The organism is Mucilaginibacter gotjawali (genome assembly GCF_002355435.1).
Lineage (GTDB): Bacteria > Bacteroidota > Bacteroidia > Sphingobacteriales > Sphingobacteriaceae > Mucilaginibacter > Mucilaginibacter gotjawali.
The window spans coordinates 4380179-4396165 of the sequence record NZ_AP017313.1 but is presented as its reverse complement, the minus strand read 5'-3'; the positions used below and the strand labels follow the sequence as shown (position 1 = coordinate 4396165).

The window sequence follows — 15987 nt, the reverse complement described above, 5'->3', positions numbered from 1 at the left end:
CCTGAACGGCAAAAAAACAGCCTTATTTTATCAAAAAGCCGATAAAACGGTGTTTTTGAACTATATTTTTTTGGAGATACTATAACCATAAAACGGGCGTTTAACTAAGTTTTTAGTTGTTGTAAAATGATTGGGAAAAGCTGCTTTTTTACGCGAATTAAAAGGGGGAGGCACCTAACGGGAATCAAAGTATAAACGGGCGATGGTAGCTGTTGTAATACAAATTCTTACTTTTAGGCGGTTTTGAATTATTACAAAAGTCATAAGTAGAGAAAAGCACGACTTATGACTAAAGACTTTCGACTTTGTACTTATATGTCTTATACCCTCATCCGTGTTATTTCAGTTTTAGCGATAGCAGGCGTTATAATCCGTCCATTTAAATTACCCGAAGCTGTTTGGGCAGTAGCAGGGGCGGTGTTGCTTGTACTACTGCGGCAAATATCACCCACGGAAGCTCTTACTGGCCTCAACAGGGGGACAGATGTCTATCTTTTTCTAACCGGAATGATGCTTTTAGCCGAAACCGCCCGCGAAGAAAAGCTTTTCGACTGGCTGGCGGCACACGCAACGGTGCTGGCGAAGGGCTCATCAACAAGGCTTTTCCTGCTTATTTACCTGGTGGGTATCATTGTTACCGTGTTTTTATCAAATGATGCCACAGCAGTAGTATTAACCCCGGCCGTAGCAGCGGCTGTAAGAGCCGCGAATGTTAAAAATCCATTGCCCTATTTGCTTATCTGCGCGTTTATCGCCAATGCTGCCTCTTTTGTACTACCAATCTCTAACCCGGCTAACCTGGTGATTTATGGCAGCCACATGCCGCCGCTTTTGCATTGGCTGAGGTTGTATTTTTTACCGTCGCTTTTTGCTATTGCCGCCACTTATTTAATGCTGTACCTTACCCAGCGAACGGCCCTAAAACAACAAACTGAAACCGATATTCAATTACCAACCTTATCACGAGGCGGAAAAACGGCTTTATATGGTATTTTAGGAACGGCTGTAGTTTTGCTCATCGCATCGGCTATGGATCTGCAACTGGGCCTGCCTACAGCCATCACCGGGATACTGACATCTGCTATCGTTATTATTAGTGCCCGGAAAGATCCCCGCATCGTTATCAAAGGCGTTACCTGGTCGGTGCTGCCGCTGGTGGGCGGGCTGTTTATTATTGTGGAGGCGCTTTATAAGACAGGGCTCATCCATGCAATAAGTCAGCTGCTTGATCATAGTGCGGCTCATTCTGCTGCAGGTGCTGCATGGGGCAGCAGTTTTAGCATCGCCATTGCCTGCAACCTCGCCAATAACCTGCCGGTCGGGTTGGTAGCCGGAAATGCCATCCAGGTTGCCCATTTACCGGAAATGGTAAAAAGCGCTATACTGATAGGGGTGGACCTCGGCCCCAATCTGTCTATCACAGGGTCTCTGGCAACTATATTATGGCTGGTGGCCCTGCGCCGCGAAGGTCATATGGTTAGCGCCTGGGCGTTCCTCAAAATTGGTTTTTTTGTGATGATGGTTGCATTGTTGCTGGCTATTGGCTCGCTGTGGTTATAATTTTATGAATATTTTCAGGCTGATGTCCAGTTTGTTTTTGCCCGTTTGTTATGGAGGTATAATTCATAAATTAGTTAACAATTAAAACTTAAACAAAATGGACGAGTATGCATTAATTATGAGGCACGAAGACGGCAGCAAGATTGCCTCACCCGAGCAAATGCAAATCTGGATGAAACAAACCATGGACTGGATCGGCGGCATTGCAGCCCAAAACAAATTTGTGAGTGGCACAGGTTTGCTTTTTGACGATGCAAAGGTGGTTCATCACAACAAAATGGTAACCAATGGCCCCTTTGGCGAAATTAAAGAAACCATCGGAGGGTTTATCACCGTAAGGGCCGAGTCTGCCGAAGAAGCAGCCGGGTTTGCAAAAGGTTGCCCCGTTTTGCAAGGCGAAGGCAATACCATGGAAGTGCGCAGAATAGCTAAAAGAGATGATGGTCATTAAAAGACCAAAAACGCATGGCCTGATAGCTTATAGCGATGGGTTTTTAAACCTTAAGTGTTTGAAAGATAAAAAAATAATTGGAGCTACCCTCTTTTTTGCCTGCAAAAGAGAGGGTCGACCAGCGAAGCGTAGTCGGGGTGAGTCAGCCCGGCGGACATTACCGCCAATGCATGGCGGCGAGTTTACTCACCCCGACTGCGCTACGCTGGTCGACCCTCTCTACGGCAAGGTGGCCGTTGCACAACCAAACCGGATTAAGTTTTAAAAAAACTTGTCCAGTTTGAAGGATTATAGTCGTGAGACTATAAAAAGTTCTTTGAAATATCGATTAAAACCAAGACGATGCATTTATAGCATATTGTTGTTTAAAGCTGCTTAATAGCGTATCAAATATGCTGTTTAAGAAATTACTGATCTGTTTTTGTGTTTCTTGAATGGGCTTGAACTTATATTTAAGGAGTTTTTTGAGATTATAAGCCGTAGCGGCCATAAGCATGCATTTGTTAGCTTGTTTAAGCCCCTTGCTGTTTATCCTGTTTAAGCCCGTGTGGTTAATTAAAGAACCGAAAACCGGCTCGACCGTACTGGACCGAAGCAACTTCATCAGTTTGCCTTTGGGGCTTTCTACCCGCCGCTGCATGTATTCATAAAGTGGTTTATCCGCAGAGTCGATCAGCTTTTTAAACCCTTTTTTGTTAGCACAGATTTCCCTGCACGGACAGTTTTTGCAGTCGCTGATGTTGGACTCATAAATCTTTTTGAGAACGGTTGGCTCTTTATAGGCGGACTCGATGCGCCTGAAAGGCAGATGTACACCCATTATACAGGTGTACCGGTCATGGTCCGCCTCATAGGTAAACCCTTCGATCTCTCTTGAAGATTTATAGTTTCCAGGATTGGGAATGAACCCTTTCATACCATTGGCTGTTAATGCCCGTATCGCTTTACCGCTGCTGTAACCTGTATCAGCCAGTATTTCTTCTACCTGAATAGCTTGATCAGCCATATTACCTGCAATCTGCGGAAGCATTAGCGGCAGTGAAGTATTATCAGCCTGGTTTCCCTTAAAGGCTTGTATATAAGTGATATAATGGCTGGCTGTATCCACACTCATTTGTGCCCGGTAATACAGCCGCATCGGTTTGCCGGGTTTGGTGGTTAAACGGGCGTCAGGGTCTGAAGGGCTATAATGGGTTTCATTAACCTGAGCTGATTTTTTGTTCTTCTTATCCGGATTACCCTGACCGCCTTTATTATCATCTTCCGGCGTTTTGGGTTCATCTTCACTATTATCGTTCAACTCCCGGCTGAAAACGGAAGCATCTTCCATGACCAGCCGCTCAACCATGCTTTGCTTTGCGGCGTTTGCCGGTATTAAAGCACTGTCCACGGCCTGTCGTGTACCATTAATCAGGCCGTGATTGATACAGAGTTTTAACACCTGTTTAAATAAGTCTAAAAAGGTCTCTTCGCCATAGAGTTTACGGGTGCGGCTTAAAGTAGAATGCCACGGCAGTTCTTCACCAAGGTCATACCCCAGGAAGTAAAGAATATCCATTCGCATGCCTGATGCAGCAATGATGCGTCGGTCACTGTTAATGTTCTCAAGATAACCAACTAACATTAACTTCATAAAAACCACCGGATCAATACTCTTTTGGCCTTCTTTACCGTAATACGCTGAAGTAGACCGATATAAGAAATCCAGATTAAGCAGTTTTTTTAACCGTCGATAGAAGTTATCCGCCGGAACATAGTCTGAAAGCTGAAATTGAATGAACAGCTTTTCCTGATGATCTTTTTTGCCTTGCATAGGCTAATATACTAAAAATCAAAATTTTAATCAATATTTCAAAGAACTTTTATTGTGAGTCTTCATCGACTTACTTTAGTTGTGCAACGGTCACCAAGCCGTAAAGAGGGTGAAAAAAATATTTCGAACACCTTGGGTTTAAAAACCCGTCGTTATGGAAATAAAAATATAATTTCTCTGCGTTTACAGTTTATTTTAAGCTAATGCCTTTTTTCTACCCATGAAAAACCAGGAGCTGATACCGCATTTATTCAGAACGGAATACCGGAAAATCGTTTCGGTTCTTTGCAAACGCTTTGGTTTTGGCCAGATAGAAACTGCTGAAGATATTGCCAGTGATACCTTTTTAACTGCCGCCCAAACCTGGGCATATAAGGGCGCTCCCCCAAATCCCACAGCCTGGCTATATAAAGTTGCAAAAAACAAAGCAAGGAATCATCTGATCCGGAATTTGACCTTCGAAACGAAAATTGCGCCCCAGATTGCAGCTTCGCCTGGAGTTGAAGATGTAATGGAAATCGATTTATCGCCCCAAAACATCAGCGACAGCCAGTTGCAAATGATGTTTGCCATCTGTCACCCCGCTTTATCCCCTGGGGCACAAGTCGGTTTAGCATTACGCATACTTTGCGGGTTTGGCATCGACGAAATAGCAGAAGCATTCCTGTCAAATAAAGAAACCATCAATAAAAGGCTTTACCGCGCCAGGGAAAAATTAAGGGAAGAGAAGATAAAGATTGAGTTTCCGGGCACTGCTGAAATTGAAGAACGGCTTGAAAATGTACTAACAACCATTTACCTGCTTTTTAGCGAGGGCTATTATTCGGTGAGCCAAAACCAAACACTCCGGCAGGATCTATGCCTCGAAGCCATGCGTTTATGCACTATGCTTATCGAAAATAAAAGCACCTGTAAACCGCAGGTTTATGCTTTGCTTGCCCTCATGTATTTTCATGCTTCGAGGTTTGAGGCAAGGATAAATAAAAACGGCGAACTGGTGTTATATGATGACCAGGATACTGGTTTATGGAACATGGAACTGATCAGTAAAGGCGCTTATTATTTAAAATGTGCCTCGGTGGGCGCCGTACTATCAAAATATCACCTGCAGGCAGGCATCGCCTGGTGGAACACGCAAAAAGCTGATACCGAAGAGAAGTGGGAGAATATTTTGCAGTTGTATAACCGCTTGCTTCAGTTGGATTATTCACCTGTCGCTGCGCTTAACAGAACCTACGCACTTTCAAAAGCAAACGGAAAGACTGAAGCAATCGCAGAAGCGGAGAAACTGAAGCTTATTGATAACCAATTTTATTTTGCCCTGCTTGGCGAACTTTATGCCGGCATTGACAATGAAAAAGCAAAACAAAATTTTGAAAAGGCTTTTTCATTGGCAAAAACACAGGCCGACAAGCAGGCGATGCAAAATAAAATAAACAAACTTTAATTTGCAGCGCCGGGTGGGGGCCTTAATGGTGGGCAGGTTCGCCTTCTTCGGCGATTGATTTTGTTTGAGGGGTAGATACAATTTCGCCGTACTCATTTACATAAGCCAGCATGCTGTCGAGGTCGCCGCCGGTTGCATTTTTCAACCGTTCTTCTTTGCGGTATGCTTTGTCCTCTTTCTTTTTGAGCCGTTTCTTTTCCAGCTCTTTTTTCATGAATGTTGATTTTGATTTAGCCATAGTGTTTTTATTAAGAGCCAGGAGTCAAGAGCCAGGAATCAAGACGAAATGTAAGAATAGAAGAAATATTGAATGCCGAATATTGAATATTGAAGTTCACTTCATAATTCTACATTCGTTATTCATTATTCGTGATTATTGGCTTTTTCTCCTGATCCTTGATTCTGATTAAATAAAAAGCACCTGCCATATAAAGGGCAGGTGCTCTTACGATAAAACTAAAATAAATTAGTTGATAACTTTTACATTTATTGCGTTCAGGCCTTTTTTGCCTTCTTCAACATCAAATTGTACTTTATCATTTTCACGGATGCTATCGATTAAGCCGGTAGAGTGAACGAAAATTTCGTTCCTGTTATCGTTCTGTGAAATGAATCCAAAACCCTTTTGGGTATTGAAAAACTTTACTGTTCCTTCTTTTTGCATTAAATTATTTATTAATAAGCTGACAAGGTAGTCATAAATATTGGCATAATTTACTTTTTGATAAAATTATTTAACAATTATTTATACTAATGAGAGTGAAAAGAAATTTTTTTCACGTTATTTTAAATAAAAGTTTGGCATAGGGTAATACCAGGCAGGTTTAAATAAAAGCATGCCTGGCTGCAATAAATAAATTATCAAGGTGTTTATATGGTAGTAGGAATAGTAAATGCCTGTTTAACAAGGTATAACAGGTTTGCCATTTTTCAATAAAAAACACAGATAAGGAATAGGTTTTTTTACTGATAAAATCAACAGTAATTCAGTAATTTTACTTACCTTTAACAAATCCACTAATCCAATTTAAATTCTTAGACATTGCCTGGATAATAATGCGGTGATATTTAAGCATTAACCAGCATAGCATGAAAAAAGACTTTAAAAAGGAGTTAATCCCAGGCGGGGTTAATCGGTATTTAGCTTTCGGGGCTTCAATAAATGCAGCATTCAATTTCGAAACTGCCTGCAACAAACAAACAATTTACAAAAAATTTAAATAATAATGGATTTAGCAGCAATTAAGGTCCAAACCATGACTTATGTGTATGATTTGATGAACGAGGCAAAAGAACATGGTTTTAAAGCCGACGATACCTGGGAAGTGAGCCTGGTATCGGAAACTGACAGGGTGCGGATCCAAAAAGACTATTATCCGGCGGTGGCAAGTAAAGCATTTTCGGATATCCTGCTGCAGGTTTTTCAATCTGTAAAATCTGCCCTGAACTCGCCTTTAAGCAAAGAAGAAGAACTGATGAACAGCCAGACTATTTTAAACAGCGAACTGAAGTATATCATTGCCTTTAACCCAAAACGAGCCAGGCACTAACAACTCTCTGCGTATTCATTATAAAAAAAATGAATGGCTCAGCGGCAAATACCAATTTGTACCCTAATTAATAAACTATAAAATAATGCCATTTTTAGACAATGTACTGCAACCACCATCGTATGGATGGATGGATGCCAAAGGCGAACTGGTTAAACCCAGCAATGGAAGGATCATACGGGAGTTCTTTTCCAGACTTAATGTTTTTAAGTCCCGTAAAAACTGGCTCCCTTTTTTTAGCTGGCTTAAGGTGTTATGTTTTATGCCTTTCTTTTTTCTTTTTGTATTTAAATTCATGAGCCCCTGGATGCTGCTCGCGGCTTTTGCTTACAGCATGATCATTATGGGTACGCATGGCACAATTTGGCATCACCGCTATTGTACGCACGGTGCTTATAAATTCAGGAATAATTTCTGGCGGTTTTTTACGCAGAACCTTACCATTAATGTGATCCCCGAAGAAATTTATGTCGTGTCGCACCATGTGCACCATGCAAAATCTGATACGCCGGGCGATCCATATAACGCATACGGTGGCTTTTTATATTGTTTTTTGGCGGATGTAAACCATCAGCCAATAGCCAAGAACCTTACCGAAGCAGAATACAACCGCGTAAAATTATTAATGAAACATACCGGGGTAACAGGTAATACCTATGCGCAATATCAAAAATGGGGGTCGTACGTTAATCCCAACCGTGCAATTTTATCGTGGGTGCTCAACTGGTCGTTTTGGTACCTTGCATTTTACCTGATGGGCGGTAACGCTTTAGCCTGCACGTTATTTGGCGCTGCAGGCTTTTGGGCTATTGGTGTACGTACCTTTAATTATGAAGGACATGGTAAAGGTAAGGATAAACAACGCGAGGGTATTGATTTTAACCGGAATGACATGTCGGTAAACCAGATATGGCCGGGTTTTGTAGCCGGAGAATGGCATAACAACCATCACCTGTTCCCGCGTAGCGCACGCAGTGGCTTTATGCCGCACCAGGTAGATATGGCCTGGTATTATATCCGGCTGATGAACCGTCTTGGCGCCATCAGCAGTTATAAGGATTCAAAAAAACAATTTTACGCCAAATACCATCAACCTTACCTGGAGCAAAAAACAACGGGTAATGTTCCTGCTGAAAGCGGTGAAAAGTTGATTACAGAAGTAATATGATTTGTGGCTCAGCTTCTTAAATAAGAAGCGCCATTAATGTCGACTATGCCGGCGCTGGTAAATTCCAAACCATCGCCGGCATATACGGCAATCAAGCGGGCCACCTCTTCGGGTTTAGCCACCCTGCCAAACGGGCTTTGCCTTTTTATCGCCTCTCCCGGCTCGCCGCTTAAAGCACTTGCCGCCATTTCAGTTTCCACAAAACCAGGCGCTATAATATGTACACTGATGCCTGTGGGCGCCAAAGCAATTGCCAGCGACTGGCTCATCGCATTTAAGCCGGCTTTACTGGCCCCATAGCCAGGGTGATCAGGTTTGCCTCTGAAAGCGCCTCTCGAGGATATGTTAATAATCTTTCCGTATTTGTTCCTGGCCATCAGCTTCACTGCAAAAAAACACATGTTGGCCGGTCCGGTTAGGTTAGCTTTTATGGTTTCTTCCCAGTTTTTCTGCCAGTTTTCAAAATCCGTTTCCAGTATCTTGTGTTCAAGATATACGCCTGCATTATTGACCAATACATCCAGCTTATCAAAACGATCGGAATACCAACTGAAAAAGTTTTGGATGGCAGGCGGATCGCTTACATCAAGTTGATAAATTTGATGCCCTTCTCCGGTTAACGCCCTTAAAGTTTGCCCGGCGGTCTCCGCGTCGGAACGGTAAGTGAGTATAACGTTGCCGCCCGCTGCTGCAAACAATTCTGCTGCGGCCCTGCCAATACCACGCGTGCCACCGGTAATCACAATATTTTTACCCGAAAAATCAAAAGTCATTTTTAAAAGTACGGTTTATCCTATAAAATAAAATAATTCATCGTCAAAAATGGATAGGTTTTTCCCTGTAAATACTTCGTTATTTATACGGATTCGCAATAAACCATCAATTATTAAAGCAAAAATATTTATAAAATATTTTTCTTGCTTTTATTATCAAATCAAAAAAGTATTATTGTCCATCTCTTGATTATGAACCTGTTGATTTGTCAACGATAATTTTTTATTGATTTATGGCTTTTACCAAACCAAAACTTAGCTTTTGGCAAATTATAAACATGAATGTCGGTTTTTTTGGCATTCAGTACAGTTTCGGGTTGCAGCAAACGGCTATAAATCCTTTATATACTTTTTTGCATGCCCGCGCTGACCAATTGCCGCTGCTTAATTTGGCGGGGCCGATGACGGGCTTATTGATCCAACCCTTAATAGGCGCTTTAAGCGACAAAACCTGGCACCCGCGATGGGGAAGGCGTAAGCCCTATTTTTTAATGGGCGCCGTTTTTTGCAGCCTTTGCCTTTTTTCGTTCCCGTTTAGCCGCACGTTATGGATGGCGGCCGGACTGTTATGGATCCTGGACGCGGCCAACAATACCGCAATGGAGCCGTACCGCGCCTTTATTGCCGACAAATTGCCCGACAAACAACGCGCCCTGGGGTTTTTAACGCAAAGCTTTTTTACCGGCCTTGGTATAACGCTGGCTAACCTTTCGCTGGGTTTTTTTAAAAACATTATTGCCGGCGAAACTAAAACGAGCACCGGTCAATCGGGTATCCCGTACTGGGTATTTGGTTCTTTCTTTGTTGGCGCGGTTTGCTCCATCGTGTCAGTAGTTTGGTCGGTAATGACGACCCCGGAGATCCCGCCGACAGAAGAGGAACTCGCGGAGCTTCGCGCCCGCAAAAAAGGTTTCCTTGAACCCATGAAAGAGATTTTTGCCGCGATAGGTGACATGCCCTCGGTAATGTGGAAACTGGCCCTGGTTTACCTGTTCCAATGGTACGCCATGTTTTGTTACTGGCAGTTTGTATCATTAAGCATCGCAAAATCCGTATTCCATACCACGCCCGACGGCAACAAGGAATTGTATGAACAGGCGGTAGTTTGGGCAGGTAAAGTAAACGGCTTTTATAATATCATTACTTTTACGTCAGCATTCGGGCTGGTTTGGCTGGCGCGCAAATTCAGCGCCAAGTATGTGCACATCGCCTGCCTGGCTATGGCGGGGATCGGCTTGCTGGTATTTGTGCATATTACCGATAGAATGCTTTTATTCGCACCAATGGTTGGTTTTGGTATTGCCTGGGCAAGTATGATGGGCGTACCCTACATAATGGTGGTAGGTAATATCCCTAAAGAAAGATATGGCGTTTATATGGGTATTATTAATATGATGATTGTTATTCCCATGATCTTACAAACACTTAGCTTTGGTTATGTGTATAAAAATTTTCTTGGCGATAACCCTACCAATGCCATTACCTTTGCCGGGGTGCTGTTGCTTATTGCCGCTTTGGCAACAACCCGCATAAAAAAGGATGTAGTAACTGACGATATCCCTATGGCTGCGGGCGGTCATTAACGAGGGCAAGAAACGATAAGATACTTTTTTGAACTAATAACGTGTACAATTCTTCTATCCATCAGCATATCAATGCTGCATTACAAAAAAACAATATCGACATCGCCGGGGCCGACAACCTCTTCTATACCCGGATGATCGCCAACGCTGATGCGGTATATAATTTATACAACGAGATCTATGGTAATCATCCTGAAAGTGAAAGCACATTTGCTGAATTGACAGCGGTGATCATCCAGTCATACAAAACACGCTCAGCTGTTTTAAAAAAGAAAGATTTTGAAAAGGAAAACAGGGGAAACTGGTTTTTAAGCAACGAAATTACGGGGATGAGCCTGTATGTCGACCGTTTTAGCGCAAACCTAAAAGGGCTGGGTAACAAGCTGGATCATTTTGAAAAGCTGGGTGTTAACCTGCTGCATCTGCTCCCCGTTTTTGAGAGCCCGGCAGGCGAAAGCGACGGCGGCTATGCTGTTTCCGATTTCAGGAAGGTTGATCAGCGTTTTGGTTCGCTGGATGATCTGAAAGCCGTCCGTAAAAAGATGGATAAAATGGGCATGTACCTGATGCAGGATATCGTACTGAACCATACGTCGCGCCGCCATGAGTGGGCCGAAAAAGCAAGGCAGGGCGATGCCAAATACCAGGATTATTTTTACATGTTTGACGACAGGGTTATTCCTGATGAATATGAAAAAGCTATGCCGGAGATTTTCCCGGAAAGCGCCCCCGGAAATTTTACCTGGATCCCTGAATGCAACAAATGGGTGATGACGGTATTCCACAATTACCAGTGGGACCTAAACTTTACCAATCCAGCCGTATTGGTGGATATGCTTGATCATATTTTCTTTTACGCCAATATCGGGGTTGATATTTTGCGGATAGATGCCCCGGCGTTTATCTGGAAGCAAAAGGGCACCAATTGCCAGAATCTGCCGCAGGCGCATACTTTACTGCGTTTAATAAAACAGTGCGTGATTGCTGCTGCGCCGGGGATGGCGATTTTAGGCGAAGCCATTGTTAGCCCCGAAGAGATCATGAAATACTTCGGTACCGGAGAATATACGGCTAAGGAATGCGATTTTGCCTATAACGCCACACAAATGGCGCTGCAGTGGGATATGCTGGCTACCGGCGATACGCGCGTCATGCTGGCGGCGCAACCCGGTCTATTGAAAAAGCCTTACGGTACTTCCTGGATCACTTATACCCGTTGCCATGACGATATTGGCCTGGCCTATGACGACCACATGATCCGGGCTGCGGGATACGACCCATACCTTCATCGCAAATACCTGAAGGAATACTATGAAGGCAGTTTGCCCGGCAGCCCTTCAAAAGGGGCCTTGTTTTCCGCCAACCCCAAAACCGGCGATGCACGGATCAGCGGTACGCTGGCATCGCTCTGCGGGCTCGAAAAAGCCATTAAAGCTGATGATAACGCTGCTATAAACCAGTCAATTAATAAAATTTTGCTGATGCAGGCGCACAGCTTTTTCCTGGGGGGCGTGCCGATGCTTTTTTATGGCGACGAACTGGGTTATTGCAATGATTACTCGTACCTGGATGACCCCGGCAAAAGTTATGATAACCGCTGGATGCACCGGCCCGTTATTGACTGGGAAAAGAATAAAAAAATTGACAAACCGGGAACGATTGAGCAAAGGATATTTTCAGCAACACAAAAATTGATAAGTATCCGCAAAAAATTACCCGTGATCGGCGATTATAAAAATATAGCCTGGCTGCCGCCTTTCAATATCCACGTCGCTGCCTATTTAAGAACGCTTGGCGGGCATCAGTTTTATGGTGTTTTTAATTTTAGTGAAGAACCCTGCTATTTAAAATGGAGCGCCTTTAAGGACAAAGGAATCACCCCGCTTAAATTTTACGACCATATTGCAGCAAAAGAAGTGGTTGCAGGCCCGGATAATGAGCATTTGATTATTGGAGGATACGGTTTTTATTTATTTTCTGTTGTTGACAGTAATAAGTAATTTCAGCAGCTTCAATTTTTTGATGATATAAATTTCTACCTTTAAAATGCCAATTATTTATAAACGCCGGTTAATATGAAAAGAATCATTATACAGTATTTACTATTCATATTCGTTGTAGCCCTGCCCTTTGTTGCCGGCGCGCAGGTGATACAAATTACGGGTAAGGCAAATCCGGAAGTAAGCACAGAAAGGTTGAAAAGAATTGACACCCTGGTGCAGGATTACCTGGATAAGGGATGGATTAAAGGTATTGTAACGCTGGTAGTTAAAGATAACCAGGTGGTGCAGTATAAAGGTTATGGCTATGCTGATGCGGAGACCAAAAAACCAATGGAAAAAGATGCCATTTTCCGGATCATGAGCCAAACAAAGGGCATCACAAGTGTGGGCATGATGATCCTTTATGAGCATGGCAAGTTTTTGCTGGATGAACCCATCGCTGATTTTATCCCCGAATTCAGGCACCCGGCGGTTATTGATAAATTTAACGCTGCGGACACTACCTATACAACGGTGCCGGCTAAAAGAGAGATCACCTTCCGCGACTTGCTTACGCATAGCTCCGGAATCGACTACACAGATATTGGTACCAAAGCCGGTAGCGCCATTTATGCAAAAGCGCATATTCCTTCAGGGCTCGGGTATTTTGATGCAAACCTGCTGGATAAGATGAAAATACTGGCCAAACAGCCCCTGATGTTTCAGCCCGGCGAAAAATGGCAATATGGCTTAAACTCCGATTTATTGGGCTGTTTAATTGAAGTGATCAGCGGCATGTCGCTTGATGATTTTTTTGCCAAAAATATTTTTCAACCCCTGGGTATGAAGGATACTTATTTTAACGTACCGGCTTCAAAAGCCGGCCGCATGGCAACCGTTTATACTGAAGATTCCTTACAGCACGTTATTAAATGGAACCACACCTTCCGGCACATTGATCCGGATTACCCGCTTATGAAAAAACATTATTTTTCGGGCGGCGCCGGCTTATCGGGTACAGCATTTGATTATGCCATTTTTATGCAGATGTTGCTAAACGGTGGCATTTATAACGGGCACAGGATACTTTCGCCGCGTACCATCCAAATGATGACCAGCAGCCAGCTCGATTTTCCGTTTAACGGGATAGATAACTTCGGCCTGGGCTTCGGGATCGCAAGTGCAAAATCTGCTGCCAGAACAGCACGCACCGAAGGTACTTTTTCGTGGGGCGGTTATTACGGCACATCCTATTTTGCTGACCCGAACAAACATATGGTATGTCTTATCATGACGCAGCAATCGCCAAACAGCCACGGTGATATCATACCGAAGATTGAAGCGATCATCTATTCAAGCCTGTTAAAATGAAAAAGTATTTACTTATTATCGCATGTTCAATGAGTGTAATTGCAAAAGCCCAGGTACCCGCAGAGATCAGGCTGTGGCCCCAAAACCGGCTGATCGATACCGCTAACGGCCATAAACTGGTGGAGCATGATTTGAGCAAACCCGGCGAAGAGTTAGTTGCAGGGAAAGATGTGATACGCCTGGCAGAGGTTACCAACCCGACGATAAAGATCTTTACACCCAAAAATCCAAACGGAACAGCAGTTATTGTTTGTCCGGGTGGCGGTTATTATATCCTTGCCCTTGATCTTGAAGGTACCGAGCTGTGTAACTGGTATAATTCCATTGGGGTTACCGCAATCCTTTTAAAATACCGTGTACCCGCTCCTCCCGGAAAATTGAGGTACGAATTGCCTTTGCAGGATGCGCAAAGAGCTGTCGGTTTGGTGAGGTCAAATGCTGCAAAATGGGGTATCAAACCAGATCATATCGGGATCATGGGCTTTTCTGCAGGGGGGCACCTGTCCGCCCTTGTGAGTAACAGCTATGCTAAAAGGACTTATGAGCAGGTGGACGAGGCGGATAACGAAAGTTGCAGGCCCGATTTTACCATATTGGTTTACCCGGCTTACCTGGTTAATGATAAAGAAGATGGTAAACTGGCCCCCGAAATACAGGTAAGTGCCAATACCCCGCCAACTTTTATCATGCAAACGGAGGATGATCCTATAAATGTGGAAAATGCTTTGTATTATTACCTCGCGTTAAAAAAAGCCGGGGTTTCAGCCGAGATGCATTTGTATCCATCAGGCGGGCACGGTTATGGCATCAGGAATAAAACCGGCGGCACTGCGGTTTACCCCCAATTGATCGAAAAGTGGCTTGCCGGTAATAAATTTTAATAATACAGGGATTAAAAACCTGTTTTAAACAACACTAATATCAATCAACAAAACAAATCAATATTTTAACGTTTGTTATAAACAGGATGGCAATGCCAAATCTTTTGCCCTTTGAATAGTATATTTGACTCAATTATTTCTGCTTAGATTATGATTAAACTTTTTTTGGGAGGCTTTCCCCTGAATATTACAGAACTGGAACTGGTGATGCTGGTTAGTCCCCACGGAGAAGTAGATACCATCAAAATTGTCCGCGATAAAAAAACCGGGAAATGCAAAGGCTACGCTTTTTTGGAGATGAAAGACAAAGAGGGTGCTGACAGGGCGATGGAAGCGCTTGATGGCTCGTTTATGGGCGACAGGCAATTAAGTGTAAAAATTACCATCGACAAGCCTGTCCCGGTAAAAAAGCCCTCATTTAAACCCAATAACAGTTATTCTTCATCACCTGCCTCCTATGTAAAGGTTGGAAGGCCTGGGGAGGATACAAAGAAGAAACGGCCCAGAAAGCAGTTTTAGCGGTTTGCAAACGCCGCTTAGTTTTGTAGCTGAAAATTTGTTTTTTTTCTTGTCGCATTACAGGCAGACACAATTTTCTTAAAGCTTTTTTATAGGTTTGTTGCCATGGGACATGTATTGGACAATCCGGCGTGGAATGCTTTGATCTCAGGCAACAAGCATCTTTCTTTTGGTAATGATTCGGTCAGGTATTTTGACAAAGAAGTCTCTCCTTTTGCTGCGTTTAAAGAAAATACAGATGAGAGTTTCCTGTTGCTTCATAAAATACTTCCTCATAGCGGGCCGGTATTATTTGTTAGCCCGGTTGAAGTGAAAATTCCGGACGCCTGGAAAGTGTTGCGGGAGATCGGCGGCTTACAGATGGTTTATGATAAAGAAGGGCCGTTATCTGAAACAAGCCCGGAAGTAGTCTCTTTAAACGGCGAACATGTAACCCAAATGCTGGCTCTCACTCAATTAACCAACCCGGGGCCCTTTGCCTCACGTACGATAGCTTTTGGTCATTACAACGGTATTTTCGAAGATGATAAATTGGTGGCCATGGCCGGCCAAAGGCTGCACCCCTTTAATTATACCGAGGTGAGCGCTGTTTGTACGCACCCTGATTATACCGGAAAAGGTTACGCCAGGCTACTATTACTTGCACAGATAGCCAGGATGAAAGCCGCTTCCAACGTCCCTTTTTTGCATGTCAGGGACAGTAATGAACGCGCTATTAAAGTTTATGAAGATCTTGGATTTAACACCCGGACAAATGTTTACTTTTATTTTATGATAAAAGCATAAGTGAGCGATTACCGCGGCGTGATATTTTTTGGGTAATCTGCTTTTTCAATATTAATTCAGGTATTTTTACTTAAAAAGCAATTTGATGCCGATGCTGCCTGTA

Annotated in this window: 15 protein-coding genes; 11 read left to right on the top strand and 4 right to left on the bottom strand. The window is 43.3% G+C overall.

The window, feature by feature from the left end; genetic code table 11:
- Positions 1-285: 285 nt before the first annotated feature.
- Positions 286-1560 (top strand): arsenic transporter, encoded by a 1275-nt coding sequence (locus MgSA37_RS19320; RefSeq protein WP_232010687.1) that lies wholly within the window; start codon positions 286-288, stop codon positions 1558-1560.
- Positions 1561-1657: 97 nt separating this feature from the next.
- The gene (locus MgSA37_RS19315) at positions 1658-2011 is read left to right on the top strand and encodes a YciI family protein (protein WP_096354227.1); all 354 of its coding nucleotides are present in this window, start codon (positions 1658-1660) and stop codon (positions 2009-2011) included.
- Positions 2012-2339: 328 nt separating this feature from the next.
- Here MgSA37_RS19315 and MgSA37_RS19305 read toward each other — a convergent pair whose 3' ends face one another.
- A complete protein-coding gene (locus MgSA37_RS19305; RefSeq protein ID WP_096349482.1) occupies positions 2340-3824 on the bottom strand; it encodes an IS1182 family transposase in 1485 nt (494 codons plus the stop codon).
- A 220-nt stretch (positions 3825-4044) separates the two neighbouring features.
- Between MgSA37_RS19305 and MgSA37_RS19300 the strand changes: the two genes are divergently transcribed.
- The gene (locus MgSA37_RS19300; protein WP_096354223.1) at positions 4045-5271 is read left to right on the top strand and encodes an RNA polymerase sigma factor; all 1227 of its coding nucleotides are present in this window, start codon (positions 4045-4047) and stop codon (positions 5269-5271) included.
- A 22-nt stretch (positions 5272-5293) separates the two neighbouring features.
- Here the strand turns inward: MgSA37_RS19300 and MgSA37_RS19295 are convergent, their stop codons facing one another.
- Complete coding sequence (locus MgSA37_RS19295) at positions 5294-5509, bottom strand: hypothetical protein (protein WP_096354221.1); 216 nt, start codon at positions 5507-5509, stop codon at positions 5294-5296.
- A 228-nt stretch (positions 5510-5737) separates the two neighbouring features.
- A complete protein-coding gene (locus tag MgSA37_RS19290; RefSeq protein ID WP_096354219.1) occupies positions 5738-5935 on the bottom strand; it encodes a cold-shock protein in 198 nt (65 codons plus the stop codon).
- 562 nt (positions 5936-6497) lie between these two features.
- Between MgSA37_RS19290 and MgSA37_RS19285 the strand changes: the two genes are divergently transcribed.
- The gene (locus tag MgSA37_RS19285; protein WP_096354218.1) at positions 6498-6821 is read left to right on the top strand and encodes a hypothetical protein; all 324 of its coding nucleotides are present in this window, start codon (positions 6498-6500) and stop codon (positions 6819-6821) included.
- A gap of 85 nt (positions 6822-6906) precedes the next feature.
- Positions 6907-7989, top strand: a complete 1083-nt coding sequence (locus MgSA37_RS19280; protein WP_096354216.1) for a fatty acid desaturase — start codon at positions 6907-6909, stop codon at positions 7987-7989.
- An 8-nt stretch (positions 7990-7997) separates the two neighbouring features.
- Here MgSA37_RS19280 and MgSA37_RS19275 read toward each other — a convergent pair whose 3' ends face one another.
- Complete coding sequence (locus tag MgSA37_RS19275) at positions 7998-8762, bottom strand: SDR family NAD(P)-dependent oxidoreductase (RefSeq protein WP_096354215.1); 765 nt, start codon at positions 8760-8762, stop codon at positions 7998-8000.
- A gap of 278 nt (positions 8763-9040) precedes the next feature.
- On the opposite strand from MgSA37_RS19275, the gene MgSA37_RS19270 reads away from it, so the two are divergent.
- From MgSA37_RS19270 to MgSA37_RS19245, 6 genes are all read left to right on the top strand, one after another.
- The gene (locus MgSA37_RS19270; RefSeq protein ID WP_232010686.1) at positions 9041-10345 is read left to right on the top strand and encodes an MFS transporter; all 1305 of its coding nucleotides are present in this window, start codon (positions 9041-9043) and stop codon (positions 10343-10345) included.
- 41 nt (positions 10346-10386) lie between these two features.
- Positions 10387-12345, top strand: coding sequence for an amylosucrase (locus tag MgSA37_RS19265; protein WP_096354212.1), 1959 nt, complete (start codon positions 10387-10389; stop codon positions 12343-12345).
- A 75-nt stretch (positions 12346-12420) separates the two neighbouring features.
- Entirely contained in the window at positions 12421-13698 is a 1278-nt protein-coding gene (locus MgSA37_RS29180) for a serine hydrolase domain-containing protein (RefSeq protein ID WP_096354210.1), read from the top strand.
- Positions 13695-14579, top strand: coding sequence for an alpha/beta hydrolase (locus MgSA37_RS19255; RefSeq protein WP_096354208.1), 885 nt, complete (start codon positions 13695-13697; stop codon positions 14577-14579). The genes MgSA37_RS29180 and MgSA37_RS19255 overlap by 4 nt, the downstream gene beginning before the upstream one ends.
- A 150-nt stretch (positions 14580-14729) precedes the next feature.
- Positions 14730-15098, top strand: a complete 369-nt coding sequence (locus tag MgSA37_RS19250; RefSeq protein WP_096354207.1) for an RNA recognition motif domain-containing protein — start codon at positions 14730-14732, stop codon at positions 15096-15098.
- Between the two features lie 105 nt (positions 15099-15203).
- Positions 15204-15884: a GNAT family N-acetyltransferase gene (locus tag MgSA37_RS19245; RefSeq protein ID WP_096354205.1), complete on the top strand. Its 681-nt coding sequence runs from the start codon at positions 15204-15206 to the stop codon at positions 15882-15884.
- Positions 15885-15987: the final 103 nt, after the last annotated feature.

Excerpts from the sequence above, each read along its gene's own strand:
- MgSA37_RS19270 (WP_232010686.1), top strand. The coding sequence starts at position 9,041 with ATGAATGTCGGTTTTTTTGGCATTCAGTACAGTTTCGGGTTGCAGCAA.
- MgSA37_RS19245 (WP_096354205.1), top strand. The coding sequence starts at position 15,204 with ATGGGACATGTATTGGACAATCCGGCGTGGAATGCTTTGATCTCAGGC.
- MgSA37_RS19295 (WP_096354221.1), bottom strand. The coding sequence starts at position 5,509 with ATGGCTAAATCAAAATCAACATTCATGAAAAAAGAGCTGGAAAAGAAA.
- MgSA37_RS19280 (WP_096354216.1), top strand. The coding sequence starts at position 6,907 with ATGCCATTTTTAGACAATGTACTGCAACCACCATCGTATGGATGGATG.
- MgSA37_RS19320 (WP_232010687.1), top strand. The coding sequence starts at position 286 with ATGACTAAAGACTTTCGACTTTGTACTTATATGTCTTATACCCTCATC.
- MgSA37_RS29180 (WP_096354210.1), top strand. The coding sequence starts at position 12,421 with ATGAAAAGAATCATTATACAGTATTTACTATTCATATTCGTTGTAGCC.
- MgSA37_RS19315 (WP_096354227.1), top strand. The coding sequence starts at position 1,658 with ATGGACGAGTATGCATTAATTATGAGGCACGAAGACGGCAGCAAGATT.
- MgSA37_RS19250 (WP_096354207.1), top strand. The coding sequence starts at position 14,730 with ATGATTAAACTTTTTTTGGGAGGCTTTCCCCTGAATATTACAGAACTG.
- MgSA37_RS19255 (WP_096354208.1), top strand. The coding sequence starts at position 13,695 with ATGAAAAAGTATTTACTTATTATCGCATGTTCAATGAGTGTAATTGCA.
- MgSA37_RS19300 (WP_096354223.1), top strand. The coding sequence starts at position 4,045 with ATGAAAAACCAGGAGCTGATACCGCATTTATTCAGAACGGAATACCGG.
- MgSA37_RS19290 (WP_096354219.1), bottom strand. The coding sequence starts at position 5,935 with ATGCAAAAAGAAGGAACAGTAAAGTTTTTCAATACCCAAAAGGGTTTT.
- MgSA37_RS19305 (WP_096349482.1), bottom strand. The coding sequence starts at position 3,824 with ATGCAAGGCAAAAAAGATCATCAGGAAAAGCTGTTCATTCAATTTCAG.
- MgSA37_RS19285 (WP_096354218.1), top strand. The coding sequence starts at position 6,498 with ATGGATTTAGCAGCAATTAAGGTCCAAACCATGACTTATGTGTATGAT.
- MgSA37_RS19275 (WP_096354215.1), bottom strand. The coding sequence starts at position 8,762 with ATGACTTTTGATTTTTCGGGTAAAAATATTGTGATTACCGGTGGCACG.